The organism is Catellatospora sp. KI3, assembly GCF_029948125.1.
In the GTDB taxonomy this organism is placed as follows: Bacteria; Actinomycetota; Actinomycetes; order Mycobacteriales; family Micromonosporaceae; genus Catellatospora.
This window is the reverse complement of sequence record NZ_JASAMB010000006.1, coordinates 199,547-225,433: the sequence shown is the minus strand read 5'-3', so window position 1 is coordinate 225,433 and position 25,887 is coordinate 199,547. Positions and strand designations below refer to the sequence as shown.

At 72.0% G+C, this 25,887-nt stretch carries 22 protein-coding genes; 7 read left to right on the top strand and 15 right to left on the bottom strand.

The window, feature by feature from the left end; translation table 11 throughout:
- Positions 1-2: 2 nt before the first annotated feature.
- Both QEZ54_RS12885 and QEZ54_RS12880 read left to right on the top strand, forming a co-directional pair.
- Positions 3-1,346 carry a C40 family peptidase gene (locus QEZ54_RS12885; protein ID WP_281304788.1) on the top strand — a complete coding sequence of 448 codons (1,344 nt, stop codon included), beginning with the start codon at positions 3-5 and terminating at the stop codon, positions 1,344-1,346.
- Positions 1,347-1,613: 267 nt separating this feature from the next.
- The gene (locus tag QEZ54_RS12880; protein WP_281304902.1) at positions 1,614-3,230 is read left to right on the top strand and encodes a DEAD/DEAH box helicase; all 1,617 of its coding nucleotides are present in this window, start codon (positions 1,614-1,616) and stop codon (positions 3,228-3,230) included.
- Between the two features lie 147 nt (positions 3,231-3,377).
- Here the strand turns inward: QEZ54_RS12880 and QEZ54_RS12875 are convergent, their stop codons facing one another.
- Both QEZ54_RS12875 and QEZ54_RS12870 read right to left on the bottom strand, forming a co-directional pair.
- Positions 3,378-4,469 carry a PLP-dependent cysteine synthase family protein gene (locus tag QEZ54_RS12875; RefSeq protein ID WP_281304787.1) on the bottom strand — a complete coding sequence of 364 codons (1,092 nt, stop codon included), beginning with the start codon at positions 4,467-4,469 and terminating at the stop codon, positions 3,378-3,380.
- Between the two features lie 44 nt (positions 4,470-4,513).
- The gene (locus QEZ54_RS12870; protein ID WP_281304786.1) at positions 4,514-4,960 is read right to left on the bottom strand and encodes an Lrp/AsnC family transcriptional regulator; all 447 of its coding nucleotides are present in this window, start codon (positions 4,958-4,960) and stop codon (positions 4,514-4,516) included.
- A gap of 221 nt (positions 4,961-5,181) precedes the next feature.
- On the opposite strand from QEZ54_RS12870, the gene QEZ54_RS36370 reads away from it, so the two are divergent.
- Together QEZ54_RS36370 and QEZ54_RS12860 are read left to right on the top strand one after the other, a co-directional pair.
- Positions 5,182-5,460, top strand: coding sequence for a BldC family transcriptional regulator (locus tag QEZ54_RS36370; RefSeq protein ID WP_348650537.1), 279 nt, complete (start codon positions 5,182-5,184; stop codon positions 5,458-5,460).
- Positions 5,461-5,613: 153 nt separating this feature from the next.
- Entirely contained in the window at positions 5,614-6,960 is a 1,347-nt protein-coding gene (locus tag QEZ54_RS12860; RefSeq protein ID WP_281304785.1) for a hypothetical protein, read from the top strand.
- A gap of 3 nt (positions 6,961-6,963) precedes the next feature.
- On the opposite strand, the gene QEZ54_RS12855 is transcribed toward QEZ54_RS12860, so the two are convergent.
- The 3 genes from QEZ54_RS12855 to QEZ54_RS12845 form a co-directional block, all read right to left on the bottom strand.
- The gene (locus QEZ54_RS12855) at positions 6,964-7,371 is read right to left on the bottom strand and encodes a VOC family protein (protein ID WP_281304784.1); all 408 of its coding nucleotides are present in this window, start codon (positions 7,369-7,371) and stop codon (positions 6,964-6,966) included.
- A gap of 82 nt (positions 7,372-7,453) precedes the next feature.
- On the bottom strand, positions 7,454-7,867 hold the full coding sequence (locus QEZ54_RS12850; RefSeq protein ID WP_281304783.1) for a helix-turn-helix transcriptional regulator: 414 nt from the start codon (positions 7,865-7,867) through the stop codon (positions 7,454-7,456).
- 53 nt (positions 7,868-7,920) lie between these two features.
- Positions 7,921-8,382 (bottom strand): SRPBCC family protein, encoded by a 462-nt coding sequence (locus tag QEZ54_RS12845; protein ID WP_281304782.1) that lies wholly within the window; start codon positions 8,380-8,382, stop codon positions 7,921-7,923.
- Positions 8,383-8,438: 56 nt separating this feature from the next.
- Here QEZ54_RS12845 and QEZ54_RS12840 point away from each other — a divergent pair, with 56 nt between their 5' ends.
- Positions 8,439-9,083, top strand: coding sequence for a UbiX family flavin prenyltransferase (locus QEZ54_RS12840; RefSeq protein WP_281304781.1), 645 nt, complete (start codon positions 8,439-8,441; stop codon positions 9,081-9,083).
- 238 nt (positions 9,084-9,321) lie between these two features.
- Here the strand turns inward: QEZ54_RS12840 and mqnP are convergent, their stop codons facing one another.
- Positions 9,322-10,224 (bottom strand): menaquinone biosynthesis prenyltransferase MqnP, encoded by a 903-nt coding sequence (gene mqnP / locus QEZ54_RS12835; RefSeq protein ID WP_281304780.1) that lies wholly within the window; start codon positions 10,222-10,224, stop codon positions 9,322-9,324.
- Entirely contained in the window at positions 10,221-11,684 is a 1,464-nt protein-coding gene (locus tag QEZ54_RS12830; RefSeq protein ID WP_281304779.1) for a menaquinone biosynthesis decarboxylase, read from the bottom strand. The genes mqnP and QEZ54_RS12830 overlap by 4 nt, the downstream gene beginning before the upstream one ends.
- A gap of 54 nt (positions 11,685-11,738) precedes the next feature.
- Between QEZ54_RS12830 and QEZ54_RS12825 the strand changes: the two genes are divergently transcribed.
- On the top strand, positions 11,739-12,587 hold the full coding sequence (locus QEZ54_RS12825; RefSeq protein ID WP_281304778.1) for a hypothetical protein: 849 nt from the start codon (positions 11,739-11,741) through the stop codon (positions 12,585-12,587).
- Between the two features lie 171 nt (positions 12,588-12,758).
- On the opposite strand, the gene ccsB is transcribed toward QEZ54_RS12825, so the two are convergent.
- From ccsB to QEZ54_RS12790, 7 genes are read right to left on the bottom strand one after another with little or no spacing between them, the layout of a single operon-like run.
- The gene (gene ccsB / locus QEZ54_RS12820) at positions 12,759-13,736 is read right to left on the bottom strand and encodes a c-type cytochrome biogenesis protein CcsB (RefSeq protein WP_281304777.1); all 978 of its coding nucleotides are present in this window, start codon (positions 13,734-13,736) and stop codon (positions 12,759-12,761) included.
- On the bottom strand, positions 13,737-15,287 hold the full coding sequence (locus tag QEZ54_RS12815) for a cytochrome c biogenesis protein ResB (RefSeq protein ID WP_281304776.1): 1,551 nt from the start codon (positions 15,285-15,287) through the stop codon (positions 13,737-13,739).
- On the bottom strand, positions 15,284-16,078 hold the full coding sequence (locus QEZ54_RS12810; protein WP_281304775.1) for a cytochrome c biogenesis CcdA family protein: 795 nt from the start codon (positions 16,076-16,078) through the stop codon (positions 15,284-15,286). Before QEZ54_RS12810 ends, QEZ54_RS12815 begins: the two co-directional genes overlap by 4 nt.
- Complete coding sequence (locus QEZ54_RS12805; RefSeq protein WP_281304901.1) at positions 16,078-16,635, bottom strand: TlpA disulfide reductase family protein; 558 nt, start codon at positions 16,633-16,635, stop codon at positions 16,078-16,080. Before QEZ54_RS12805 ends, QEZ54_RS12810 begins: the two co-directional genes overlap by 1 nt.
- Before the next feature lie 11 nt (positions 16,636-16,646).
- On the bottom strand, positions 16,647-17,276 hold the full coding sequence (locus QEZ54_RS12800; RefSeq protein ID WP_281304774.1) for a histidine phosphatase family protein: 630 nt from the start codon (positions 17,274-17,276) through the stop codon (positions 16,647-16,649).
- Between the two features lie 13 nt (positions 17,277-17,289).
- The gene (gene hemL, locus QEZ54_RS12795; protein ID WP_281304773.1) at positions 17,290-18,612 is read right to left on the bottom strand and encodes a glutamate-1-semialdehyde 2,1-aminomutase; all 1,323 of its coding nucleotides are present in this window, start codon (positions 18,610-18,612) and stop codon (positions 17,290-17,292) included.
- Positions 18,613-18,622: 10 nt separating this feature from the next.
- Positions 18,623-19,810, bottom strand: coding sequence for an FAD-binding protein (locus QEZ54_RS12790; RefSeq protein WP_281304772.1), 1,188 nt, complete (start codon positions 19,808-19,810; stop codon positions 18,623-18,625).
- A 222-nt stretch (positions 19,811-20,032) separates the two neighbouring features.
- Between QEZ54_RS12790 and QEZ54_RS12785 the strand changes: the two genes are divergently transcribed.
- The gene (locus QEZ54_RS12785) at positions 20,033-22,141 is read left to right on the top strand and encodes a S9 family peptidase (RefSeq protein WP_281304771.1); all 2,109 of its coding nucleotides are present in this window, start codon (positions 20,033-20,035) and stop codon (positions 22,139-22,141) included.
- A 70-nt stretch (positions 22,142-22,211) separates the two neighbouring features.
- Here the strand turns inward: QEZ54_RS12785 and QEZ54_RS12780 are convergent, their stop codons facing one another.
- A complete protein-coding gene (locus tag QEZ54_RS12780; protein ID WP_281304770.1) occupies positions 22,212-25,835 on the bottom strand; it encodes a PKD domain-containing protein in 3,624 nt (1,207 codons plus the stop codon).
- Between the last annotated feature and the right edge of the window lie 52 nt (positions 25,836-25,887).

Here is a 25,887-nt window from a genome sequence, read left to right as displayed (position 1 = left end):
CCGTGCTGAGCGCGCTCATCGCCGGTGGCGTGGCGCTGCCCGCGGCGGCCGACCCGCCCGTCGGCTCGAAGATCACGGCCGTGCCCGACATCGGTGCCCGCCCCTCGTTCGACACCCCGCCGATGCTTCCCGCCGGGCGGCTCAGCATGCCGGTGGCGCTGCCCACCACCCCCAAGGACGCCCTCAACGCGCAGTACTACGCGGCGGACCTGGAGCTGTCGGTGCTGCACGCGCGCCGCAGCGAACTGCAGCAGCAGTACAGCAACGCCATGGTGGCCAAGGCCATCGCCGACTACGCCTGGCGCAACGCCGCCGACCGGCTGCGGGAGGCCAAGCAGGCCGCCGAGAAGGCCGCCGTCGCGGCCTACCAGCACTCGGCCCACCAGCCGCAGCTGGACCACTCGCTGGGCCAGTGGGGCGAGCTGAACAAGCTGCTGCCGCGCACGGCCGACGCCCCGCCCGCCACCGAGGCGGCGCTGCGCGACCTGGCCCGCGTCCAGACCGAGGAGCGGCAGGCGTTCGGCGTGCTCGCCGCCGCGACCGACACCGAGCACAAGCTCACCACCGAGCTGACCGCCCTGGTCAAGGAGTGCGCGCGCAAGGAGGCCGCGTTCCTCGAGCTGAAGCGCCGCCTGGCCGAGCTGCAGTCCGAAGAGGACCGGCGCCGCGAGCTGGAGGAGCAGAACCTCGGCGCGAACTACGACGCCGGGCAGAGCAACGCGGGCCTGGTGGCCGCGCCGAAGGCCCGCCAGGCGGTCATGCACGCGCTCGCCCAGCGCGGCAAGCCGTACGTGTGGGGCAACGAGGGTCCGAACTCCTTCGACTGCTCCGGCCTGGTCTGGGCGTCGTACCGGTCGGCGGGCATCACCCTCAACCGGGTCGCCAAGGACCAGTACTACGGCACCCGGCAGAAGACCGTCAGCAAGTACGCGCTGCTCCCGGGCGACCTGCTGTTCTTCGCCACCGATCCGGGCGACTGGCGCACCATCCACCATGTCGGCATGTACCTGGGCAACGGGCGCATGGTGCACGCGCGCACCACCGGCGATGTGGTGAAGATCGCACCGGTGAACCTCTACAGTGTCGACTTCGCGACGCGCGTGGTCGACGCGCTGCCGGCCCCGAGCGTGCCGACGCCGTCCGCCTCCGCGAGCGCCAGCCCGTCGCCGAGCGCCAGCGCCAGCCCGTCGGCCTCGGCCTCGCCGAGCGCTTCCAGCAGCCCCAGCCCGAGTGCCAGCGCCAGCGCCAGCCCTTCGCCGGCGGCTTCCCCGTCGCCGTCGCCCCAGCCGCCCGCGTCGCCGAGCCCGGTCGCCGAGAGCATTCCGCCCTCCACCGAGCCGCAGTAACGAATCGGAACAACCGGGCATCCGGCGTGACTCTGGATACACCGTCGGGGTAATGCTGGGCGGGGCGCATCGGCGAACCCGTACACTCATCGGGTTGATCTGGGCGCGCTCACCGCGCCCTCGAGCGTTCCTGCGGGTGACTTGCAGCGGCACTAGGCCGCGCGGCGCGGGGATGCGCCACCCGAGAGGTATCACGCTTTGACTCAGCACGACCCTGCCCTGTTCCCGTCCGTCTTCGACATCGCGATCGAGGGCGACGACTCCGCCGTGCAGCCCGCGGCCGACACCGAGACCGCCGTGCCCAGCTTCGCCGAGCTCGGCCTGCCGCGCCCGCTGGTCCGCGAACTCGACCGCGCCGGCATCACCCGCCCGTTCGAGATCCAGGCCGCCACCCTGCCCGACGCGCTCGCCGGGCGCGACGTGCTGGGCCGCGGCCAGACCGGCTCGGGCAAGACCCTCGCGTTCGGACTGCCGCTGCTGGCCCGCCTCGCGCAGGGCAAGCCGGCCCGGCCGCACCACCCCAAGGCCCTGATCCTGGTGCCCACGCGCGAGCTGGCGATGCAGGTCGCCGACGCGCTGCGCCCGCTGGCCAAGGCGATGGAGCTCTACCTCGGCACCGCCGTCGGCGGCGTGCCGTACGACCGGCAGATCATCGGCCTGCAGCGCGGCCTCGACCTGATGGTCGCGACGCCCGGCCGGCTCGGCGACCTGATCGAGCGGGGCGCCTGCGCCCTGGACGACATCGAGGTCACCGTGCTTGACGAGGCGGACCAGATGGCCGACATGGGCTTCCTGCCCGAGGTCACCGAGCTGATGGGCAAGTGCCCGGCCGAGGGCCAGCGCCTGCTCTTCTCGGCCACTCTGGACGGTGACGTGGACACGCTGGTCAAGCGGTTCATGACCGACCCGGTCACCCACTCCACCGCGCCGCCGGCCGCCTCGGTGTCCACCATGGACCACCTGATGCTGCTGATCGCGCCGCAGGAGAAGTTCAAGGTGACGGCCGCCGTCGCCAACCGTCCCGGCCGGACGATCATGTTCGCGCGGACCCAGATGGGCGTCGACCGGCTCGTCGAGCAGCTGCGCGAGGTCGGCGTACGCGCGGGCGGCCTGCACGGCGGCAAGACCCAGCGGGTGCGCACCCGCACGCTGGCCGAGTTCAAGGAAGGCCGGATGAGCGTCCTGGTCGCCACGGACGTCGCCGCGCGCGGCATCCACGTCGACGGCGTCTCGCTGGTCGTGCACGTGGACCCGCCGAAGGACCCCAAGGACTACCTGCACCGGGCCGGTCGCACCGCCCGCGCGGGCGAGTCCGGCGCGGTGGCCACGCTGGTGCTGCCCAAGCAGCGCCGGTCCACCCTGGCCATGATGGAGAAGGCCGGCGTCGAGAAGCCCGCCGAGCACCGGCTGCGGTACAACGACGAGAAGCTGGTCGAGCTGACCGGGGCCAAGGAGCCCTCCGGCAAGCCGGTCGTGGACGAGCCGGAGCCCCGCTTCGGCCGCGGCCCGCGCCGTGACGGCGGCCGCGACTTCCGCGGCGGCGACCGGGGCGGCTTCCGCGGCGACCGCGGCGGCGACCGGGGCTACCGCGGTGGCGAGCGCAGCTTCGGCGGCGACCGCGGTTACCGGGGCGGCGAGCGCGGCAGCTTCGGCGGCGGCGACCGCGGCTTCAGCGGCGGCGGCGAGCGCGGCAGCTTCGGCGGCGGCGAGCGCGGCGGTTACCGGGGCGGCGAGCGCAGCTTCGGCGGCGACCGGGGTGGCGACCGGGGCTTCCGCGGCGGCGAGCGCAGCTTCGGCGGCGACCGGGGTGGTTACCGGGGCGGCGAGCGCGGTCCGCGCCAGTTCACCGAGCGGCGCCCGGCTTCGGCCCAGCCCACCGCCTGACCGCAGACAGCAGGCAAGCAGTGCCGCCAGCGGCGCCGGTCGACCGACCGGCGCCGCTGGCGCTTTCCACGGACGGCTTGCGGTGCGGGCCCACACCTGTGGGGGTGTACGTACACCCCCACAGGTGTGGGCGCTGAAGTGCGGTGGTCAGCCCTGCCAGGCGCCGGTGGCCAGGAAGTGGCGCACCACGCCCAGCGGGGCCGCCAGCTGCAGGCCCTGCTCGGCCAGCCAGTGGTCGTCGTAGTACGTGTTGGCGTAGCGCTCGCCGCCGTCGCACAGCAGCGTCACCACCGAGCCGGTCTCGCCCCGGTCGAGCATCTCCGCGACGAGGCCGAACACGCCCCACAGGTTCGTGCCGGTCGAGCCGCCGACCCGGCGCCCCAGCAGTTCGGAGGCGACGCGCATCGCGGCCAGCGAGCCGGCGTCGGGCACCCGGACCATCCGGTCCACGACCGCGGGCTGGAACGACGGCTCGACCCGGGGACGGCCGATGCCCTCGATCCGCGAGCCCTTACCGGTCGCCACCGACCAGTCCGCCGTCTCGTACGCCGGGTAGAACGCCGAGTTCTCCGGGTCCACCACGCAGACCTTCGTGCAGTGGCGCTGGTAGCGCACGTACCGGCCGATGGTGGCGGAGGTGCCGCCGGTGCCCGCGCCGACCACGATCCAGCGGGGGACCGGGTGCCGCTCCAGCGACATCTGCTGGTAGATGGACTCGGCGATGTTGTTGTTGCCGCGCCAGTCGGTGGCCCGCTCGGCGTAGGTGAACTGGTCCATGAAGTGCCCGCCGCGGTCCTCGGCCAGCCAGCGCGCCTCGACGACCACCTGCGACGGATCGGCCACCAGGTGGCACTCGCCGCCCTGGAACTCGATCAGCTCGCACTTCTCCTTGCTGGTCGTCGCGGGCATCACCGCCACGAACGGCAGGCCCAGCATCCGCGCGAAGTACGCCTCGGAGATCGCCGTCGAGCCCGACGACGCCTCGACGATGGCGGTGCCGGAGCGGATCCAGCCGTTGCTCAGGGCGTACAGGAACAGCGAGCGGGCCAGGCGGTGCTTGAGCGAGCCGGTGGGGTGCACCGACTCGTCCTTCAGGTAGAGGTCGATGCCCCAAGACGCGGGCAGCGGGAACGGCAGCAGGTGGGTGTCGGCGCTGCGGTTGGCGTCGGCGACGACCCGCGTGATCGCCTCGGTCACCCAGGCCCGGTCGTCGTCACAACACCGATCAAGCTGCTCCATGCTCGGACCGTAGCAGCGCGATCGGCTCCCCAGCCAGCGGCGGCTCAGGTCAGCGGGCGGGGGCGGCCTTCCCAGGTGGTGCTGAGGGCGATCGCGGTGCGGGTGCGGGCCACGCCCGGGGTGCGCTGCAGCTTCACGATCAGGTGCTCCAGCTCGCTGATCGTGCCGACGCGCGCCTTCACCAGGTACGACTCCTCGCCAGCCATGAAGTAGCAGGACTCCAGCTCGGGGAACTCGCGCAGCGACTCGCGAAGGCTCTCGCTGTCGGCGCCCGAGTCGGCCACGATGCCGATGAGCGCGGTGACGCCCAGCTCGATCGAGCTGGGCTCGACGTCGGCGTGGTAGCCGCGGATCACGCCGGACGCCTCCAGCTTGCCGACGCGGTCATGCACCGCGGGTGCGGACAGGCCCACCTGGCGCGCCAGTTCGGCGTACGAGAGGCGGGCGTTGCCGCGCAGCAGGTCGAGAAGGTTGCGGTCGATGGCGTCCACACAGAGCACCTTAGAGGCAGTTTCTTCCAGAGTGGGCACGGAGGTGCCGATCTTCGGGCAATATACGAATGAGGTTCGCAACGTAGTAAGCGAACCCCCCAAAAGGTGCATACAACCATTTTGGGGACACCATCTGTCGATGGTGCTCTAATTGGGCGTACGGCCCAGCGGAGGCGGCCCGGGGCGACCCGTACCGGCTTCGTAGACGCGAGGAGGTGGGCGTGGACACGGGAGACCGCCTGTTGACACCTGGCGAGGTGGCCGCGCTGTTCCGGGTCGACCCAAAGACGGTGACCAGATGGGCAGCGGCCGGACGCATCGGCAGCATCCGCACACCCGGCGGGCACCGCCGGTTCCGCGAGTCGGAGGTGCGGGCCCTGCTCGAGGGCGAAGGCGAGTTCGAAGACGAGGAAGTCCCGCCGCCACCCGCCCCGTCCGGGCAGCCCGCCCCAGGCGGCAACGGCGCCGCCCGGCCGACCGCGGGACGGCCCACGTACTGAAAGGCTCCGTCCAACCCCGACAGTTCTTTGCGGACGGGGGAGGACAGGACAACCCTCTGAGTCGTAACCTCATCACGCGGCGCTGACCCGGCGCCTACCACGGGCCACCGTACCGGCGTGGCCCGTGCCGGACCTGAGGATACGAGTCGCCGCATGCCAACCAACCGGCGCGCCGCCCAGCTACTCGCCGCGACCTGCACGGCCCTGGAAGACGCCGTGACACGGCACATGCCCGCCGGGCCGTACCGCGACTTCACCGCCTGGGCCTACTCCGCGGACAACCCCCGCCGCCACGAGTACCTGCAGAGCTCCGGCGTGATCCAGCTGGTCACCATGACCAACGGTCTGCTCACCGGCCTGGTCGAGGAGGACGACTGGCCGGTGCTGCTGCACTTCGCCGGGCTCATGAACGCGTACCAGGTCTTCGAGGTGGTCTCCGACAACCTGGCCATCGGGCTCGGCTCGCCCCGCCTCGACGCCGTCCAGCAGGAGCGGCTCGACCTCGTCAGCTCCCTCAACCGGGCCATGCTGCAGACGCTCGCGCCGGCGCAGCGTACCCCCGCCATGCTCCTGCTCGCCGGGCCCGCGCGCGAAGCCGCGCGGCACGCCTCCGGCTTCGACCTGAGCCTGGCCCGCGCCAAGCACGCCGGTATGGCCGAGGAGTACGCGCGCCACGTCGAATCCCTCGGCCGCACCGCCCCCATGCTCGACGAACTCGAGTACGGCGTCTGGTCCGCGCTGATCGCCAACATCGAGAGCTGCCGCGACCTCATCGCCGCGCTCGCCGACACCGACACCGCCACCCTGGTCCGGCAGGGGCTGGCCGACCGCTACCGGGCCGCCGACCGGACCCTGCGCGCCACCCACCTGTCCCGCCTGGAGCTGGCCGTGCTCGGCGAGCACAGCATCCTGGTCACCCCGACCCTGGGCTACTTCATCGGGGTGCTCTGCGAGGTCCTGGTGCCCGTGCCCGGCTACCTGCGCGCGCTGGCCGACGGCACGATGGCCGACCTGTACGCCGACGCCGCCGTCCTGGTCCGGCTGCAGAACGACATCGGCTCCCGGCTGCTGCGGCTGCCCGCGCTGCAGCAGAACTCCCTGATCCAGCGACTGGCGGCCGGCTGCGCGCAGGTCGGCGCGAGCACCGCCGAGGACGCGCTCAACGTGCTCGCCACCGCGACCACCTCCACCAGCCCCGAGCCCGACCCGCTGTTCACGCGGCTGCAGAAGGACATCGACAACGCCGAGAGCAACCTCGCGCTGTGGCACATGCGCCGGGCCGGCGACGCCGAGGGCGCGCTGCGGGCCCTGGCCGACAGCCTCAGCTACTACGCCGGCCTGTACGCCCAGCACAGCGCCCGACTGGCCGGCAGCCTGGCGGAGCTGGACGAGCGGCTCGGCGACCGCCGCGCGGGCACCGTCGTGGACCGCTTCGTCCGCTTCCACGAGCGCATGTACGCCCACCGCCACACCGACCCCATCGGCGAGTACGCGGTCTGACCGTCACCCCTGCTGGAGGATCCGGATCTGGTTGCCGAACGGATCCCGCAGGCCCATGTCGGTGCCGTAGAAGTGGTCGGTGGGCTCCTGGGTGAAGTCCGTGAAGCCGCCCGCCCTGAGCGTCTCGTACAGTCCCCGCACGTCGTCGCTGATGAGCACGAGGCCGGTCAGCGCACCCTTCGTGACCAGCTCCCGAAGCTGCTCGGCCGTGGCTTCGTCGTGCAGCGGGGCACCCGGCTGCTCCAGGGATATCTCGGTGCCGTCGGCCCCGGGGACGCGTACGGTCAGCCAGCGGTAGGAGCCCTGCTGGACGTCGTTGCCCTTCTCCAGTCCGAGCTTGCCGACGTAGAAGTCCAGCGCCTCGTCCTTATCCAGCACGTAGATCGATGCGACGTTCAGTTTCGTGATCATGTGGGTTCTCCTCGGGTCCGCGAGCAACGTTTCGCCAGGCTAGGGCAGCCCGTCCGACCAGTGCTTATCCAGAACTGCTGGATCATGCCGCGGCCGGGACGGCCGCCGCCCGGGGCCGGGTGTGGGCCATCAGGGCGCAGTTCGGCACCCCCACCGGCCCGTGGCCGCCCCGGTACTCCGACGGGGTCTGCCCGACGATCTCCCGGAAGGTCCGGCTGAAGGTCCCGAGGCTGGCGAAGCCGACTTCGAAGCAGACGTCGGTGACGCTGCGACCGGGCTCCCGCAGCAGGAACATCGAGCGCTCCACCCGCCGCCGCTGCAGATAGCGGTGCGGCGTCTCGCCGAACACGGCGCGGAAGGACCGGCTGAAGTGCGCCGACGACATGTGGGCCACCGCCGCGACGGCCCGGACGTCCAACGGCTGGCCGTAGGCGCGGTCCATCGCATCACGGGCGCGCAGCAGGCGCCGGTTCAGTTCCTCACTCTCCCGGCTCACCTCGCCATGCTATAAGCCCTGGTCGGCCGGTATGGCCGCCGGCAGAACGCCGACTACCCGGCCGCCGTCGCGGCCAGGATGCGCGGCACCCGCCGCAGGTAGCGCCAGCCCAGCAGCGACAGCACCGGGCACAGCAGCGGCCCCAGCCACGACCACGGCCGGACCGCCTCCACCTCGGCGACCAGCCGGAACCCGGTGCGGCCCGGCGCCAGCGCGGTCCACTCGTAGTGCGCGGTGTACGGCAGCCGCCCCTGCCGCACCCGGATGCTCTGCCGCAGCGGCGGCTCGTGCGCGGTCACCTCGATCCGGATCCGGTCGCGCACGCCCAGCAGCACGGTGTCCAGCTCGTACACGGTGCCCACGCCGCCGTCGCCGGACAGGCGGGCCGCCGCGCGGACCCCGCCCCACCACTTCGCGTCGTTGCGCAGGTCCGACAGGAAAGCGAAGACCTGGTCGACCGGGCGGTCGATCACGATCCGCATCGGCACCCGCAAGGTCGCTGATCGATCGGTCATGATCGAGGCTAGGCGGCCGCGCGTCGCCAGGTCAACGGGGCGGCTACTGTCGGGGCATGTCCGCCGCACCGCACCGCACACCTTGGATCGTGGGGGTGTCCGGCGCGTCCGGGACCCCGTACGCGGCGGCGGTGCTGCGGGCGCTGCTGGCCGGGGGGCACGCGGTCGACCTGGTGGTGTCCCGGGCGGCGCGGCTGACCATCCTCGACGAGACGGGGCACTCGCTGCGCGACGCGCACTGGCGCGAGGACCTCGGACAGTGGCTGGAGTGCCCGCTCGACGGCGCGGACCTGCGGTACTGGCCCGCCGGGGACCTCGCGGCGGGGCCGAGCAGCGGGTCGTACCGGGCCAAGGGCATGATCGTCGTACCGGCGTCGACGGCGGCCTGCGCGGGCATCGCGCTCGGGCTGTCCAAGGACCTGCTGCAGCGGGCCGCCGAGGTGAACCTCAAGGAGCGGCGGCCGGTCGTGGTCGTGCCGCGCGAGACCCCGGTCACCCGCAGCCACCTGCTGCACCTGGTCGAGCTGATCGACTCCGGCGCGGTGGTGCTGCCCGCCAGCCCCGGCTTCTACGGCATCGGCGCCAAGGCCGACGCCCAGCGCCTCATCGACTTCGTCGCCGGCAAGGCCCTCGACGCGGTAGGCGTCGACCACGACCTCCTCACCCGCTGGACCGGCCACCTCGGCACCCGCGCGACCTGACCCCCCGCCCCACCCACCGGGCGCGGCCCGAACGCGCGGCGCGGGCGAGTGCAGTTTCGGGGAAAGTGCAGGAATGGGGGCCAAGATTCGCGCACTTTCCCCGAAACTGCGCGGATCTTGAGCGCCCGGCGCGGCGCGGCGCGGCCCAGCGCGGCCCAGCGCGGCCCAGCGCGGCGCGCCGCGCCCCGGATACGACGCGGCGCGGCCCGAATGGGACGCGCGCCACGAGGTGAACGGGTCAGCCGAGGAGCAGGGCCAGCATCGCGAAGGCGAACAGGGCGATGCCGACGAAGCCGTTCGCGGTGAAGAAGGCCCGGTTGACCTTGGAGAGGTCGGTCGGGGTCACGATGATGTGCTGGTAGGCGAACGCGGCGGCCGTCAGCGCCAGGCCGATCCACCACGGCCAGCCGAGGCCGACCCATACCCCGAACAGCACGAACAGGATGAACGTGAGCACGTGCACGGCGGTGGAGATGCGCAGCGCGTTGGCCACGCCGTACCGGGCGGGCACGCTGCGGACGCCGATCTGCCGGTCGACCTCGGCGTCCTGGCAGGCGTAGATCAGGTCGAAGCCGCCGATCCACAGGCCGACCGCCAGGCCCAGCAGCCAGGCCGGGCCGGACCCGGCGAAGGCGCCGGTGACGCCCAGCCAGGCACCGATCGGGCCGACCGCCTGCGCGAGCGCGAGGATCGCGTGCGGCCAGTCGGTGAAGCGCTTGCCGTACGGGTAGAGCACCAGCGGGACCACGGCCAGCGGGGCGAGCAGCGCGCACAGCGGGTTGAGCGCCAGCGCGGCGCCCATGAACACCACCAGCGCCACGATCGCGCCCGCCCAGGCGGTCTTCACGCTCACCGCGCCGGTGACCAGCTCCCGCTTGGCGGTACGCGGGTTGCGGGCGTCGATGTGCCGGTCGATGATCCGGTTGGCGGCCATGGCGAAGGTACGCGCGCCGACCATCGCGGCCGTGATCAGCAGCAGCGTGATCCAGTCGACGCGGCCAAGGGTCCGGTCCATCGCGACGAACGCGGACAGGTAGGCGAAGGGCAGCGCGAACACGGAGTGCTCGATCGCGACCAGCTTGAGGAAGGCCTTGACGTGGCCTCCGCTCGGCTTCTCGGCGACAGTGGCGGTGGCGCTCACTTGAACCCGTACTCCTTCCAGCGCTTGTCGACCTTGGAGACGATCTCGGGGGACATCCGCATCTCCTCCGGCCAGCCGCGCGTGTAGCCCTCGGTGGGCAGCTTGCGGGTCGCGTCGACCCCGGCCTTGCCGCCCCAGAACTGCTGGTACGACGCGTGGTCGAGGTGGTCGACCGGCCCCTGGGTCAGCACCAGGTCGTGCGCGTAGTCGACGTTGCCGAAGGCGCGGAACGCCACCTCCTGCAGGTCGCGCGGGTCGCAGTCGTCGTCGACCACCACGATCAGCTTGGTGAGGCTGAGCAGGTGGGCGCCCCAGACCGCGCTCATCACCTTCTGCGCGTGCTTCGGGTACCGCTTGTTGATCGCGACGATGAGGCAGTTGTGGAACACGCCCGCCTCGGGCATGTGGTAGTCGACGATGTCCGGCACCAGGATCTTGATCAGCGGCAGGAAGATGCGCTCGGTGGCGCGGCCGATCGGCCCGTCCTCCTGCGGCGGCTTGCTCGTGATGATCGAGTGGTAGACCGGGTCGCGCCGCATGGTCATGCACTCGACGTGCAGCACCGGGAACGGCTCGACCGGGGTGTAGAAGCCGGTGTGGTCGCCGAACGGGCCCTCGGGCAGCCGCTCGCCGGGCTCGACCCAGCCCTCCAGGATCACGTTGGCGCCGGCGGGCACCTGCAGCGGCACGGTCAGGCAGTCGACCAGCTCCACCCGCTCCCCGCGCAGGAACCCGGCGAACAGGTACTCGTCGATGTCACCGGGCAGCGGCGCGCTCGCCGAGTACGACACCACCGGGTCGCTGCCGAACGCGATCGCCACCGGCAGGCGCTCGCCGCGCCGCTCGGCCACCGCGTGGTGCGCGGTCGAGTCCTTGTGGATCTGCCAGTGCATGCCCACCGTGTTGTGCGAGTGCTGCTGCAGCCGGTAGAGCCCCAGGTTCCGCTTGCCGGTTTCCGGGTGCTTGGTATGGGTCAACCCGTAGTTGTGGTAGATCCCGCCGTCCCCCGGCCACATCACCAGCCCCGGCAGCAGGTTCAGATCGACGTCGGAGCCCTTGAGCACGACCTCCTGGCACGGCGCGGTCTTGACCTTCTTCGGCGGCAGCGACTTGAGCTGCATCACCTTGCCCAGGCCGTCCATCATGCCGCTGAAACCGACCGGCAGCTCCGGCTTGACCAGCGCGCCGATCCGGGCGCCGATCTCGTCGAAGTCCTTCACCCCGAGCGCCATCGCCATCCGGCGGTCCGAGCCGAAGATGTTGATCGCCAGCGGCATGGAGCCGCGCGTGGGCCGCTCGAACAGCAGCGCCGGGCCCTTCGCGCGCACCGTACGGGTGACGATCTCGCTGATCTCCAGGGTCGGGTCGACGGGGGCCTTGACCCGGTGCAGCTCCCCGGCGCGCTCCAGCGCGTCGAGGAAACCCTGCAGGTCGTCGAAGGGAAAGCGCGGTGCGGCCATGCCCGCCATCCTAGAGTGGCGTCACCGGGGGTTCCGCGCGCAGTTGACGCAGATGTGAAGCCCCCCATCGCGGGCCTGCTGGCACTGCTGCTGGCGGCGCTCGTCGGCTGTACCCCCGCCGAGCCTGATCTGCCCTGGTGCCCGCGCGACGAAGCCGCCTCCACGCACGCCCCCACCGCCCCGCCGAGCCGCGCCAACGCCTGCCGCGCCCGCGCGACCCAGCTCCAGCCGGTCCTGCACCCGCCCGGCGCCTCGGCCGAGCCGTCGCTGCCGGTGCCCAGCCCCGGCTACCACCACCTCGGTGCGACGTCGGCCGGACGCTGGTCCGGGGTCCTCGGCCGGATCGAGGTGCGCGACACCGGCGTACGCCCCGGCACGATGGACTTCGTCGCGGCCCGGTTCATGGCCAAGTCCGGCGACGGCCCCGCCGACGTGGCCTGGCTGGAGGCCGGGTGGACCGAGACCGGCTGGTCCGGCGACGGCCGCCAGCGCGTCTACACGTACGACACGAACACCAGTGCCTGGTCCTTCTACGACCAGTACGCGGTCCTGCCCGGCGAGCGCCTCTGGGTCTACCTGCAGACCGAGGGCGACACCGAACGCCCCCGCTGGCAGGCCTGGCTGTGGTGGGGCGACTCGTGGCACCTGCTGGCCGAACAGGCCCTGCCGCTGACCGGCCGCGCCCGCATCGAGCAGTACGTCGAGCTGCACACCGACCCCGCCCAGCCCGCCGCCCTGGCCCTGCCGGAGCTGTCCGTCGACTCCGTCCAGCTCAAGGACGGCCCCGCCGGCCCGCTGCGCCCCTGGCAGGGCGACATCCCGACCACCCCCGGCGCCCCCGCGGACGGCTACTGCCTCCGCTGGCTGCGCCCGTACGACTCCTGGTCCGCCCGCACCTGCTGAAAGCGAAAGGAAGGGTCCCTTCTTATCGCTTTCCGTAGAACAAGGGCCCCTTCTTAACTACCGCTCCGGCGCGCCCACCACTCCGACGCGCACGTTAAGAAGGGCCCCTTCTACCTCGCAAAGCGAGAAGAAGGGGCCCTTCCTTACCTCCGGAGGAGGTGGGAGCGTGCGCTAGTCCAGGCCGCCGTACGAGTGGAGGCCGGTGAAGAAGATGTTGACCCCGAAGAGGTTCATCAGCATCGTGACGAAGCCGAGGACCGCGATCCACGCGGTGACCGAGCGCTTCACGCTGGGCGTGGCGCGGGCGTGCAGGTAGGCGGCGTAGACGACCCACGAGATGAACGCCCAGACCTCCTTCGGGTCCCACCCCCAGTAGCGCCCCCAGGCCGCCTCGGCCCAGATCGCGCCCGCGGTGACGCCGAAGGTCCAGATCGGGAACGCGAACGCGTGCAGCCGGAACGACAGCCGCTCGACGGCCTCCGCGTTGGCCAGCCGGGCGCCGAAGGCGTACAGGAAGCCCCGCTTGCCCGCGTCGTAGCCGGAGCGGACCAGGTACATCGCCGAGGCGGCGCCGCCGACCAGGAACAGCGACGACGAGGTCGCGACCGCGCCGATGTGCACCACGAACCAGTACGAGTCCAGCGCCGGCACCAGCGGCCCGACCGGCGTGTACAGCACCATCCCGGCGACGCCGACGAGCAGCACCTCGACCAGCATCACGAACAGGCCCAGGTGCCGCACCTGCGGGTTGCGCCACAGCGTGACCAGCCAGACGGCCACGCCGAGCAGGGTGACCGCGAGGACGTACTCGTACATGTTGCCCCACGGCACCCGGCCCGCGGCCAGCGCGCGGGTAGCGATGGTGCCGACGTGGGCCAGCGCGCCGACGGCGGTGACGACCGCCGCGGCCCGGCCGATCAGCTCAGCGTTGATCCGGCGGCGCGGCGCGGCCGGGGCGGGCGGGGCCGCGTACGGCGACTCCTCCACCACCGGCGGGCCGCCCGCGCCGACCAGTTCCCGGGCCGGGGCGGCGGCCGCCTTGGCGATCACGCCGCGGCCGCCGAAGGAGTACTCGGCGGCGTGCAGCAGCATCGCCACGACGTACGACATGATCGTGACGATGAGGAGGTTGTCGGAGAGCGCAGCCACTTAGCGTCGCCACCTTTCGACCAGCGAGGCGAACTCGTCTTCGAATCCGGGGTATTCGGTGCGTGGCAGGCCCCCGGCCTGCGCCGTGCCGTCGGGGCGCAGCTTCAGCCACACCCGGCGGCGCCGGCCGTACAGTGACAGCGGCAGCCCGACCAGCAGCAGGATCACGCCGACGAGCACGATCTGCTCGCCCGGGTCGTGCCGGATCGACACGGTGATCCACTGGCGGGTGCCGACGAACTCCAGCCGGCTGCCGTCCGGCAGCGTCCAGGTCTCGCCCTTGCGCAGCAGCTTGGCGTCGCCGAAGCGCTTGAGCCGCCCGGTCTCGATCTGCCGCTGGTCCAGCTCGTAGACCGAGCCGGTGATCCCGGCGTCCAGCCCCAGGTCGCCGCGGTAGGCGGTGAGCACCAGCACCGGGCTGCGCTCCAGCGGGAAGTCCGAGACCGCGTACGGCGCCTTGTCGCGGGTCGGCAGGTAGAGGCCGTCGAACCCGAGCTGCGCGTCCTTGGCCCCGCCGTTGGCGTCGGGGAACATCGCCACGCCCTGGCTGGTCAGCGTCGCGTCGGTGAACGGGAACGGGACCACGGTCTGCTGGGTGACGCCCTTGGCGTCGGTGTAGCGCAGCACCGGGGCGTAGCCGTGGCCGAGCAGGTACACGTTCGCGCCGTCCAGCCGCAGCGGGTGGTTCACCGCGAAGGTGCGGCTGCCTAGATCGCGGCCGTGCGCATCGGTGACCTGCGTGGTCGCCTCGAACGAGATGGGGCTGCCGTTCTCGCGGAAGTCGGCCTTGAAGCCGGTCAGCTCGAGGCAGAAGTCGGCCAGGTCGCCGGGGCCGACCTGCGGGCCGAGCCCGTAGTCGTCGTACTGCTGCAGGGTGTTGCAGAACGCCTGGTCGGGGCCGGTCACGACGAGCCGGTTGGCGTGCCAGCCCCACTGCGCGCCGATCCCGACGCCGACCAGGATGACCAGCAGCGAGCTGTGGAACAGCAGGTTGCCGGCTTCCTTGAGGTAGCCCTTCTCGGCGGCGAGGGTGACGGTGCCGTCGGGCTGCTCCCGGCGTACCGTGCGCCAGCCCTTGAGCGCGGCGCGGGCCGCGCTCTCGTCGGCGACGGCCAGCTCGGCCGAGTGCGGCAGCCGCTCCAGCCGCCGGGGCGCGTCCGGCGGCGGGGTGCGCAGGGCGCGGGCGTGCTCGGCCAGCCGGGGCGTGATGCAGCCGATCAGCGAGGTGAACAGCAGCAGGTAGATCGCGGCGAACCAGGGCGAGGAGTAGACCTCGAAGCCCCACAGCTTCGCCAGCACCGGCGCCAGGTCCGGGTGGGCCGCGCGGTACCGGTCCACGGCCTCCCGGTTGACCGAGTACTGGGGCAGGATCGAGCCGGGGATGGCCGCGACGGCGAGCAGGAACAGCAGCACCAGCGCGGTGCGCATGCTGGTCAGCTGGCGCCAGGCGTTGCGGGCCGCGACGAGCGCGGCCACCACGAACCGGGGGGTACGCCCCGACGGCGGCCCCGCGCGCCCCGTCTCCACCGGCGCGTCGACGTCGGTGCTCATATGCTCACCTCGCCCACGCCGACGTTGGTCTTCAGCCAGATAACGAAGTCGCCCCAGGCGCCGCTCATCAGGGCCACCCCGACGATGATCAGCATGGCCCCGCCGATGCGGGTGACCCAGCGCGAGTTGCGCCGGATGAAGCCGACCATCCCGCCGAGGCGGCGCATGCCCAGCCCGAGGGCCAGGAACGGGATGCCGATGCCCAGGCAGTAGGCGAGGCCGAGCACGGCCGCGCGGGCGGTGTCGCCGCTGACGGTGGCCAGCATCCCCACCGCACCCAGCGTCGGCGACACGCACGGCGCCCAGCTCAGCGCGAACACGGCGCCGAACACGGGTGCGCCCCACAGCCCGGCCTGCGGCAGGCGCTGGATGCGCCACTGCGTGTCCAGCCCCGGCAGCACGCCCACGAAGGCCAGGCCCATCACCACGATCAGCGCACCGACGACGGTCTCCAGCAGCCGGTCGTGCGTGAGCAGCATCCGGCCGACCTGCGCCAGTACGAGGGTGGTGGTGAGGAAGACGGCCGCGAAGCCCGCGATGAACAGCAGCGTCCCGGCCACGACCCGGCCCTGGCGGCGGGTGCCCTCACCGCTGCGGTCCTCGCCCAGCGTCGCGTCGAGGTCGGCGCCGACCAGGCCGGTGACGTACGACAGGTAGCCGGGCACCAGCGGCAGCACGCACGGCGACAGGAAGCTGGCCAGCCCGGCCAGCGCGGCGACGGCCACGGCCGCGATCAGCGGTCCGCCGGTGACGACCGAGGCGAAGTCCGGCTCTGTGGACGGCACGGCCATCAGGAGGCCTGCTCGGCGGCGATCTCCCGCACGATGGGGCTGAGCTCGTCGACCGAGGTCGCCTTGCGGATCGCGGCGGCCACCCGGCCCTGCCGGTCGATGATCAGGGTGGTCGGGGTGCCGGCCGGCGGTATCTCGGTGAACCGCAGGGCCAGCCGGCCGGCCGGGTCGAAGATGCTCGGGAAGCTGGTCTTGGCGGACTCGAACGCCTTGGCCGCGTCCCGGCCGTCGCGGTGGTTGACGCCGACGAACTCGACCCCGGACGTCTTGGTCGCCTGGTAGACCAGTTCCAGATCGGGCGCCTCGCGCCGGCACGGCGGGCACCAGCTGGCCCAGAAGTTCAGCACGACCACCTTGCCGCGCAGCGCGGCCAGGTCGTAGCTGCCGCCGGTGAGCAGGTCACCGGAGACCGCGGGCGCGGGCTTGCGGTCGCCCGGCGCGATGCGCAGCACCAGGGCGGTGTCGGCGTCGTCCGCGCCGCCGCAGCCGGTCAGCGCGAGCAGGGCGGCACCGGCGAGGGCCAGCACCGCGCGGCGGGAGGTGTGCGGGGGAGGCATCACGCGCCCCATCATGCCCCGCGTCCGGCTCCGGGTCCCAGGTGGGCCGCCGGTTCGGCGTATGTGATCTGCGCCAACCGGTCGTCCTCGAAGACGAACGAGGTCAGGCTGGCCAGCCCGCACTGGCGGCGGCGCGGGTCGTGCCAGAGGCGGCGGCCCTCCAGCGCGGTACGCAGGGTCCAGATCGGAAGCTGGTGCGAGACGCAGACGGCCTCGTGCCCCCGGGCGGCGTCGCGGGCGGCGTGCAGCGCGCGGGTCATCCGCACCGCGATGTCCCGGTATGCCTCGCCCCAGCTGGGCCGGAACGGGTTGTGCAGCACCCGCCAGTGGCGCGGGTCGCGCAGCGCGCCGTCCCCGGCGCCGACCCGCATGCCCTCGAAGTAGTTCGAGCTCTCGATCAGGTCCGGGTCGGTCGCGATCGGCAGGTTGAACTGCTCGGCCATCGGCTGGGCGGTCTCGATCGCCCGCTCCAGCGGGCTGGAGACGACGTACATCACATCGTGCTCGGCCAGTGCCGACGCGGCGGCCTTGGCCATCTGGCGGCCGAGGTCGGAGAGCTGGAAACCGGGCAGGCGGCCGTACAGGATCTTGGTGGGGTTGTGCACCTCACCGTGGCGCAGCAGGTGGACCGTGGTTCGCATGGCTCGGCCCGGTTCAGGCCGCAGCCGCGGCGCGGGCGGCGTGCGGCAGCGCGCGGGCGATGTGGTCCAGCGCCTCGTCGCCGATGGCCCCGGAGACGAACCACGACTCGTACGCGCTCGGCGGCAGGTAGACCCCCTGGGCCAGCATGCTGTGGAAGAAGGCCCGGAACGCGTCCACGTTCTGCGTCTTCGCCCCGTCGTAGTCGCGCACGTCGGCGTCGGTGAAGAAGATCGAGAACATGCTGCCCGCGGTGGCCAGCCGGTGCGGCACGCCCGCCTCGGCCAGCGCCTTGGCGGCCAGCTGCCCGATGGTCGCGGCGGTGGCGTCGAGCCGGGCGTAGAGCGCGTCGTCGGCCAGCCGCAGCGTGGCCAGGCCCGCGGCGCAGGCCAGCGGGTTGCCCGACAGCGTGCCCGCCTGGTAGACCGGCCCGGCCGGGGCCAGCCGGGACATGACCTCGGCCCGGCCGCCGAACGCGGCGGCGGGCAGGCCGCCGCCCATGACCTTGCCGAACGTCCACAGGTCGGCGTCCACGGGCTCCAGCCCGTGCCAGCCGGAGCGGGAGACCCGGAAGCCGGTCATCACCTCGTCGATGATCAGCAGCGCGCCGTGGCGGTGCGCGATCTCGGCCAGCCCGGCGTTGAAGCCCGGCAGCGGCGCGACCACGCCCATGTTGCCGGCGGCCGCCTCGGTGATCACCGCCGCGATGTCCGGCCCGTGCGCCGTGAACGCCTGCTCGACGGCGGCCAGGTCGTTGTAGGGCAGCACGATGGTCTCGCTCGCCCCGGCACCGGTCACCCCGGGCGTGTCCGGCAGCGCCAGCGTGGCCACGCCGGACCCCGCCGCGGCCAGCAGCGCGTCCACGTGCCCGTGGTAGCACCCGGCGAACTTGATGATCTTGGTGCGCCCGGTGAACCCGCGCGCCAGCCGGATCGCCGACATGGTGGCCTCGGTGCCCGAGTTGACCAGCCGGATCTGCTCGGCGGCGGTCCGCGCGACCAGCTCCTCGGCCAGCTCGACCTCGCCCGGGGTGGGCGTGCCGAAGCTGGTGCCCCGGACCGCGGCAGCCTGGATGGCGCCGACCACCTCCGGGTGGGCGTGGCCAAGCAGCAGCGGCCCCCACGAGCAGACCAGGTCGACGTAGCGGCGGCCGTCGGCGTCGAACAGCCAGGGACCCTCGCCGCGGACCATGAACCGGGGCACGCCGCCGACGGCGCGGAACGCCCGGACGGGCGAGTTCACCCCGCCCGGCACGATGGCGGCCGCCCGGTCGAAGAGCTCCTGGGAGGCGGGTGCGTCTGCCGGGTAGCGATCCACCGGCTCATTCGTGTCGATCACAGCAGGTGGATTATGGCACGCGGTAGGCGGCCAGCGGCTCGCGCAGGTGCGCGGGGGCGGCCTGCACCACAGCGGAGCCGCTGCGGGCCAGCAGCACCTCGCGCAGCGTCTCCAGCACGATGGCGAGCTGGTTGACGGGCAGGTCACCGGGGATCGCGGCCCAGGCGTGCCCGAACCCGATGCTCCCGCGCACCGGCACCGGCATGCCGACCGCGTCGGCCAGCACGTAGCAGATGGAGTGCAGGTAGCCGTCCGGGACGTGCAGCTTCACCGCCACCTCGTCGGACCGGAACGGGTAGCGCCCCCACCACACCGGCGGGCGCCGGGCCAGGTGGGCGCGGTCACCCAGGCGCTCAAGCAGCCGCCGGGTGCGGTCGGCCACGCTCACCTCGGAGCCCTCGAACAGCACCGCGAGGGTGCCGGTGGCGTCGCGGCGGGCCGAGGCCTGCGCGCCGCGCCGGATGCCGGGCAGGTCCAGCTCGATCGCGGTCGGGGCGAGGTGCGCGGCGAGCACCTCCTCGCGCAGCTCGGGCACGCGCAGCGGCTGCTCGACCGGGCACACCACCCAGGCCGAGGCCGGAGGCTGCGGGTACGTCCGCAGCGTGACGTCGATGATCAGGCTGGCGTGGTGCGGCCGGCCCGGGTTCGTCCAGCGGAGGTCGAACACGCCGGTGCCGAGCAGCCGGGCCCGGTCGGCCAGGGTGGTGACGGTGCCGTTGGGCAGCACCACGGTCGCGTCGGCGACCTGCACCGCGGGTGGGCCGTACAGGTGGGCCAGCGGGCCGAACTCGGCCGTGGCCAGCACGCCGCCGAGCGTGGCCCGGTCGGTGGGCGGGTCCAGGGCCAGGCGGCGCCCGAACCGGGCCACCGTGTCCTGGGCGGCCGCGACAGACTCGCCCGCCCCGACGGTGATCTGGTCGCTGGCGGTGTCGTAGCCGGTCCGGGCCAGCCCGACGGTCTCCACCACGAGGTCGACCGAGGCGGCCGGGTCGGCCCAGGCGAGCTTCGAACCGCCGCCGTACGGCAGCACCGACAGCCCCGTCCGGTACGCGCAGCCCATCACCGCGGCGGCCTCCGACACGTCGCGCGGGCTGGCGAAACGCCGCACGGCCATGCCGTCGAGCCGGTCGCCCGGGCGGACCGGGCACAGCCCCGACAGCTCGTCCACGTTGGACTCCTCACGCACCGGTGCCGTCATCTCACGCTCCAACCGCGATGGTGCCCGTCCATGACAAGTTGACTCCCGCGGAGGCCGGGATGCGATACGCCAGAGAGTCACTTTTCCGCATAGTGGAAAAACTCACTTCTCGGGCCAGATCGCAGCCCGAATGATTCGAACATGTGTTCGATAGTACGCAACGCGCTGCTGTCGGGCAATCACCGCCGCTGGCCCGCGCCGCCGCCCGGTAGCGTTACCGCCATGACTTCCGATCTCCTCGGCGCGCCCGGAACGCCTCCGACCGCCCAGCGGATGGCGAGCACCCGCAGCCACCACGGCGACGACGTCCTCGACGAGTACGCGTGGCTGGAGGTGAAGGAGGATCCCGCCGTCCTCGACTACCTCAAGGCGGAGAACGCCTGGACCGACGCGGCCACCGCGCACCTGTCCGGCCTGCGCGAGACCCTCTTCAACGAGATCAAGGGCCGGACCCAGGAGACCGACCTGTCGGTCCCGGTCCGCAAGGGCTCCTACTGGTACTACAACCGCACCGAGGAGGGCAGGCAGTACAGCATCTTCTGCCGCCGGGCCGTCGCCGAGGGCGAGACCGCCCCGCCGATCCCGCCGGACGGCGCGCCGCTGGCCGGCGAGGAGATCCTGCTCGACGGCAACGTGCTGGCCGAGGGGCACGACTACTTCTCGCTCGGGACATACAACATCAGCCCGGACGGGAAGCTGCTGGCGTACTCGACCGACTTCGACGGCAGTGAGCGGTTCACCCTCCGGGTGAAGGACCTGACCACCGGCGAGCTGCGGCCCGATGAGGTGACCGGCACCTTCTACGGCTCGGCCTGGTCGGCGGACGGCTCGACGCTGTTCTACCTGACCGTCGACGAGGCGTGGCGCCCGCACAAGGTGTGGCGGCACGCGGTCGGCACCACCGGCCCGGACGAGCTGGTGTTCGAGGAGCCCGACGAGCGGTTCTGGATCGGCGTGGAGCTGGGCCGCTCGCAGCGGTTCATCCACATCGACGTGCACAGCAAGGTCACCAGCGAGGTGTGGCTGATCCCGGCCGACCAGCCGGCCGCGGCGCCGCAGGTGGTCAAGCCGCGGGTGCAGGGGCTGGAGTACTCGGTCGAGGCGCAGGGCGACCGGCTGCTGATCCTGCACAACCGGGACGCGGAGGACTTCACCCTGGCCGAGGCGTCGGTGGACAGCCCGGCGGAGTGGCGCGAGCTGATCGCGCACGAGCCGGGGGTACGCCTCGACGACGTCGACGCCTTCCACGACCTGCTCGTGGTGTCGCTGCGCCGCGAGGGCCTGACCGGCCTGCGCCTGCTGCCGGCCGGGGCCGACCCGGTCGACCTGACCTTCCCCGAGCCGCTGTACACGGTGAACCTGTCGACGAACCCCGACTACCACGCGACGCAGCTGCGGCTGGGCTACGCCTCGATGGTGACGCCGGACTCGATCTACGACTACGACCTGGCCACCGGCGCCCTGCTGCTGCGCAAGCAGAAGCCGGTGCTGCCCGGCCCGGCCGGGGTGCCGTACGACCCGGCCCGCTACGAGCAGCACCGGGTCTGGGCGACGGCCGAGGACGGCACCCAGGTGCCGATCTCGGTGGTGTGCCGGGCGGGCACGAAGCTCGACGGCGCCAACCCGTGCCTGCTGTACGGCTACGGCTCGTACGAGTCGAGCATGGATCCGTGGTTCTCCATCCCGCGGCTGTCCCTGCTCGACCGGGGCGTCGTCTACGCGGTCGCGCACGTGCGCGGCGGCGGCGAACTGGGCCGCCGCTGGTACGACGAGGGCAAGATGCTGCTCAAGCGCAACACCTTCACCGACTTCGTCGCGTGCGCCCGGCACCTGGCGAACACGGGCTGGACCGGCGCCGAGCGGATCGTCGCCCGGGGCGGCTCGGCGGGCGGCCTGCTCATGGGCGCCATCGCCAACCTGGCCCCGGACGCGTTCGCCGGGATCGTGGCGCAGGTGCCGTTCGTGGACCCGCTGTCGTCGATCCTCGACCCGTCGCTGCCGCTGACGGTCACCGAGTGGGAGGAGTGGGGCAACCCGCTGGAGTCCCCCGAGGTGTACGCGTACATGAAGGGCTACTCGCCGTACGAGAACGTGGCCGACCTGAAGTACCCGGCCATCCTGGCGGTGACCAGCCTCAACGACACCCGGGTCCGCTACAGCGAGCCCGCCAAGTGGATCGCGAAGCTGCGCGCCACCGCCCCGAACGGCGAATACCTGCTCAAGACCGAGCTGGGCGCCGGGCACGGCGGCCCGTCGGGCCGCTACGACGCGTGGCGCGAGGAGGCGTTCGTGGCCGCCTGGACCCTGGACCGGTTCGGCCTGGCCGGCTGATCGGCCGTACCGCTGAACGGAGACGCCCCCTGCCGGATGACCCGGCAGGGGGCGTCTCGGTCACCGCGTATTACACGGCCGAGACGGTCACCTGCACCGTTGCGGTCGTGAACTTGCCCCAGCCGTCCGTGACGGTCAGGGTCACCGTGTAGGTGCCCGCCGCCGCGAAGGTGTGCGAGGGGGAGGCGGAGGTGCTCTGCGCCGTGCCGTCGCCCCAGTTCCAGGCGTAGGTACGGGTGTCGCCCACGTTGGCGTCCGTCGAGGCCGCGCCGGAGAAGTTGCACACCAGCAGGGCGCACGACGGGGTGCCGATCACGGCCACTGGTGCCACGTTGCCCGCGGGCTCCGTGACGGTCACCGGCGTGGTCTTGGTGGCGGTCGCGCCGTACTCGTCGGTCACCGTCAGCACCACGTTGAACGTCGCCGCCGAGGTGTACGTCTTCGTGGCGACCGCGCCCGAGCCGGAGCCCTGGCCGAAGTTCCACGAGTACGTCAGCGCCGGGGTGTTCTCATCGGTCGAGGTGCGGCCGTCGAAGGTGCAGACGTTCTGCGCGCACGACACGGTGAAGTTGGCCACCGGCGGGTTGTTCGGCGGGACGGTCACGGTCACGTGCACGTCGGCAGTCGGGTTCGTGGCGAACCCGTGCTGGTCGACGCCGCGCACCCGGACGGTGTAGCTGCCGGCCGGGATGACCGGGGTGGTGTACGAGTAGTTCGAGCCGGGCGAGCCGGGCGAGTTGAGGAACGCCGACCGCCAGCTCTCGGAGGTGCTCGTGAACGTGCCGGACGAGCTCATGTACCGGCCGTTGCTGTCCACGATCGCCACCTGGGCCTGCGCGATCTGCTGGTCGTCCTCGACCCGGCCGCTGACGAAGATGCGCGCGTCGGTGAACGTCGCACCCTCCTGCGGCGCCATCAGGTTCGCCGTCACGGTCGGCGGCAGGTCACCCGGGAAGATCTGGTAGGTGGCCGTCGCGCCGGTGGTGCTGGTGTCCTGCTGGCCCGCGTTGTCGTAGGCGTACGCGGTCACGGAGTAGTTGCCCTGGCTGGGCAGGTTCACGCCGAGGGTCCAGGTGGTGCTGGTGCCGTTCGGCGTGGCCAGGACCGCGTCGCGGGTGGCGAACGCGGCGCTGAGCGTGCCGTCGGCCTGCAGGTACCGGCTGCTGGTGGTCTCCCGGAAGGCGACCTTGACGCTCGCCACGCCCTTGTCGTCGGTCGCGGTGCCGGCGATGTTCAGGTTGAGCACCTGGCTGACCTGGTTGCCCGTCACGTTGAGCAGGCCGTTCGGCGGAGTGTCGCCGGGGATCTGCGCGTTGATCGTGAGCTTGCCCTGGTTGCCGCTGCTGGTCTCCAGACCCACGTCGTCCACGGCCTTGACCGAGAACGAGTACGTGCCCTGCTTCAGGTTGAACGGCGTGGTCCACGACCAGTTGGTGGTGGTGGCGTTGAGGTTCAGCGGCGTGACGCGGAACCAGCCCGCCTGCACGTCGGTGCTCCAGGTGCCGTCCGAGGCCAGGTTCTCGCGCGTGGTGCTGTTGCGCAGCTGGATCTCGACGCTGAACAGGTTCTGGTCGTCGGAGGCCGAACCGGAGAAGGTCAGCTTGCCGCCGGGCGCCACGGTCAGCGGCGCGGTCGCGGTCGGCGGGTTCATCACCGCGGGCGCGGTGACGTTGACCGACGGCGCGATGCCGGTGGTGCTGACGATCCAGGTGCGGTCGCTGGTGTCCAGCGACGACTGGCCGGAGGTGTCCACCGGCACGACCTGCATCTGCCACGAGCCCTCGTACGGGACCTCGACCTCGACCGACCAGGTGGTGTTGGTGCCGCCCACCACGTCCGGCGTGATCCGGAACGAGTTGTAGGTGGCGCCGGCCGAGCCGTCGTCCTGCACGTACCGGTTGGTGTTGGTGTCGCGCAGCGTATAGCTGAGCGAGTTGACACCGTGGTCGTCGGTCGCCGTACCGGTGACCGTGAACGTGGTGGTCATGACCGGGCTGGACGGGCCGGAGATCGAGGCGGACGGGGTCCGGTCGTCGAGGCTGAACGTCTCGAACTTCTTGATCGCCTTGGTCGCGTCACTGCTGCCGTTGACCGCGAACGCCTTGGCCTGCACCTTGATCGCGTGGTTGCCCGCGACGGTCAGCGGCAGCGACCAGGTCGTGTTGACCGCGTTCGGCGACGCCAGGTTCGTGTTGATCACGGTCGCGGCACCCCAGGTGACCAGGTCCTTCTGCAGGTACCGGTTGTTGGCGGTGTCGATGATCTCAAGCTGGACGCGCGAGACGCCGCTGGTCGCGGTCGCCGTGCCCGTCAGCGTGAACTGCTGCCCGGCCGGGAAGACGTAACCCTCGACCGGAGACGTGATCTTGGTGTCGTACGGCGAGGCGGCCGGGATGGTGTTGAAGTCGTAGAACGCGACCCGGCCGACGTTGTAGCCGCCCTGGGTGGTCGCGTCGCCACCGGCGAACAGACCGCGCGGGGTGACCAGCATGGCCTTGTTGCCCTCGAACGAGTTCGAGCCCGGGTTCCACTCCAGCGCCTTGCCGTTGGTCGGGTCGAGCGCGCCGATGTGGTCGCGCCGCACCACCGCGTCACCGAGGCCGTAGCCGCCGAGGCCCTGGCCGGTGCCGTAGCCGACGTTGTCCAGACCCGGCCACGGGTCCGGCGCCAGCTGCGACTCGTTCCACGAGAAGTGGCCGCCGACGTAGACCGCGTTCTCCGCGACCGCGACCGAGTACACCGAGTCGAAGCAGCGCGAGATCCACAGCGGCTGCACGTTGTCGTTGCCCGCGATCGGGAACGCGATCACCGTGTCGTTGACCGGGGGACGGTCGCCGCCGGAGCCGCTGGTGACGACCATGTACTGGTCGTTGGGGGCGATGTCGCCCGCGTACGCCCGCTGGATGCCGCCGACGAACTGGAGGTTGTCCTCCCACAGCCGGGTGCGCCAGGGCAGCAGCTGGTTGTTCGAGGTGCCGATCAGGCCGACGCCGTAGCGGTCCTGGCCCGCGATCTTGCGGCCGGTGTGCACGACCATCAGCTTGCTGTCGTCGTGCGAGAGCACCAGCGCCTGCACGGTGAGGGCGCCGTCGACGCCGATACCGCCGGAGAGGTCGTTGGAGAAGCCGGTCACCACGGCGCCGGTGGACGCGTTGACCGCGGCCAGGCCGACCTTCGCCACGTTGTTGATGGTGGTGAACTGGCCGCCGATGTACAGCGTGGTGTTCGTCGCCGCCAGCGTGGTGCCCGCGCCGTTGGCGTTGGCGGTGAAGCCCGCGACCGGCGCGCCGGTGGTCGGGCTGATCGAGGCGACCTTCTTCTTCGACACACCGTTGATGGTGGTGAAGCGGCCGGCCACGAACAGCTTCGTGCCGTCGGGCGACGCCTCGATCTCGGTCACGCCGCCGCCGGCGAAGACCGGCTTGAAGGCGGTGTCGACCAGGCCCGTGTCGATGTTGTACGACGCGACGTAGGCCTGGTTGTAGTTGGTCGTGTTCGTCGACGTGTTGTTGCGGATCGACGTGAAGGTGCCGGCGATGAAGACCCGGTTGCCGATGTACTCGATGTCCGTGATCTCGCCGGTGGTGATCCGCGGCGTGTTCGTCCGCGGGATGTCCGGCACCAGCTTCGTGTGCCCAGGCTTGGGCTGGGCCGCGGATGCGGCCGGGGCGGTGGCGACGTTGAACGCGACCACAGCCAGAACAGGCAGCGCTCCGGCTAAGGAAGCTGCTACGACAGATGCCACG

Coding starts and splice junctions, on each gene's coding strand:
- QEZ54_RS12875 (WP_281304787.1), bottom strand. CDS start 4,469: ATGGAGCAGCTTGATCGGTGTTGTGACGACGACCGGGCCTGGGTGACC.
- QEZ54_RS12860 (WP_281304785.1), top strand. CDS start 5,614: ATGCCAACCAACCGGCGCGCCGCCCAGCTACTCGCCGCGACCTGCACG.
- QEZ54_RS12855 (WP_281304784.1), bottom strand. CDS start 7,371: ATGATCACGAAACTGAACGTCGCATCGATCTACGTGCTGGATAAGGAC.
- QEZ54_RS12845 (WP_281304782.1), bottom strand. CDS start 8,382: ATGACCGATCGATCAGCGACCTTGCGGGTGCCGATGCGGATCGTGATC.
- QEZ54_RS12840 (WP_281304781.1), top strand. CDS start 8,439: ATGTCCGCCGCACCGCACCGCACACCTTGGATCGTGGGGGTGTCCGGC.
- QEZ54_RS12830 (WP_281304779.1), bottom strand. CDS start 11,684: ATGGCCGCACCGCGCTTTCCCTTCGACGACCTGCAGGGTTTCCTCGAC.
- QEZ54_RS12815 (WP_281304776.1), bottom strand. CDS start 15,287: ATGAGCACCGACGTCGACGCGCCGGTGGAGACGGGGCGCGCGGGGCCG.
- QEZ54_RS12810 (WP_281304775.1), bottom strand. CDS start 16,078: ATGGCCGTGCCGTCCACAGAGCCGGACTTCGCCTCGGTCGTCACCGGC.
- QEZ54_RS12805 (WP_281304901.1), bottom strand. CDS start 16,635: ATGCCTCCCCCGCACACCTCCCGCCGCGCGGTGCTGGCCCTCGCCGGT.
- QEZ54_RS12800 (WP_281304774.1), bottom strand. CDS start 17,276: ATGCGAACCACGGTCCACCTGCTGCGCCACGGTGAGGTGCACAACCCC.
- QEZ54_RS12790 (WP_281304772.1), bottom strand. CDS start 19,810: ATGACGGCACCGGTGCGTGAGGAGTCCAACGTGGACGAGCTGTCGGGG.
- QEZ54_RS12785 (WP_281304771.1), top strand. CDS start 20,033: ATGACTTCCGATCTCCTCGGCGCGCCCGGAACGCCTCCGACCGCCCAG.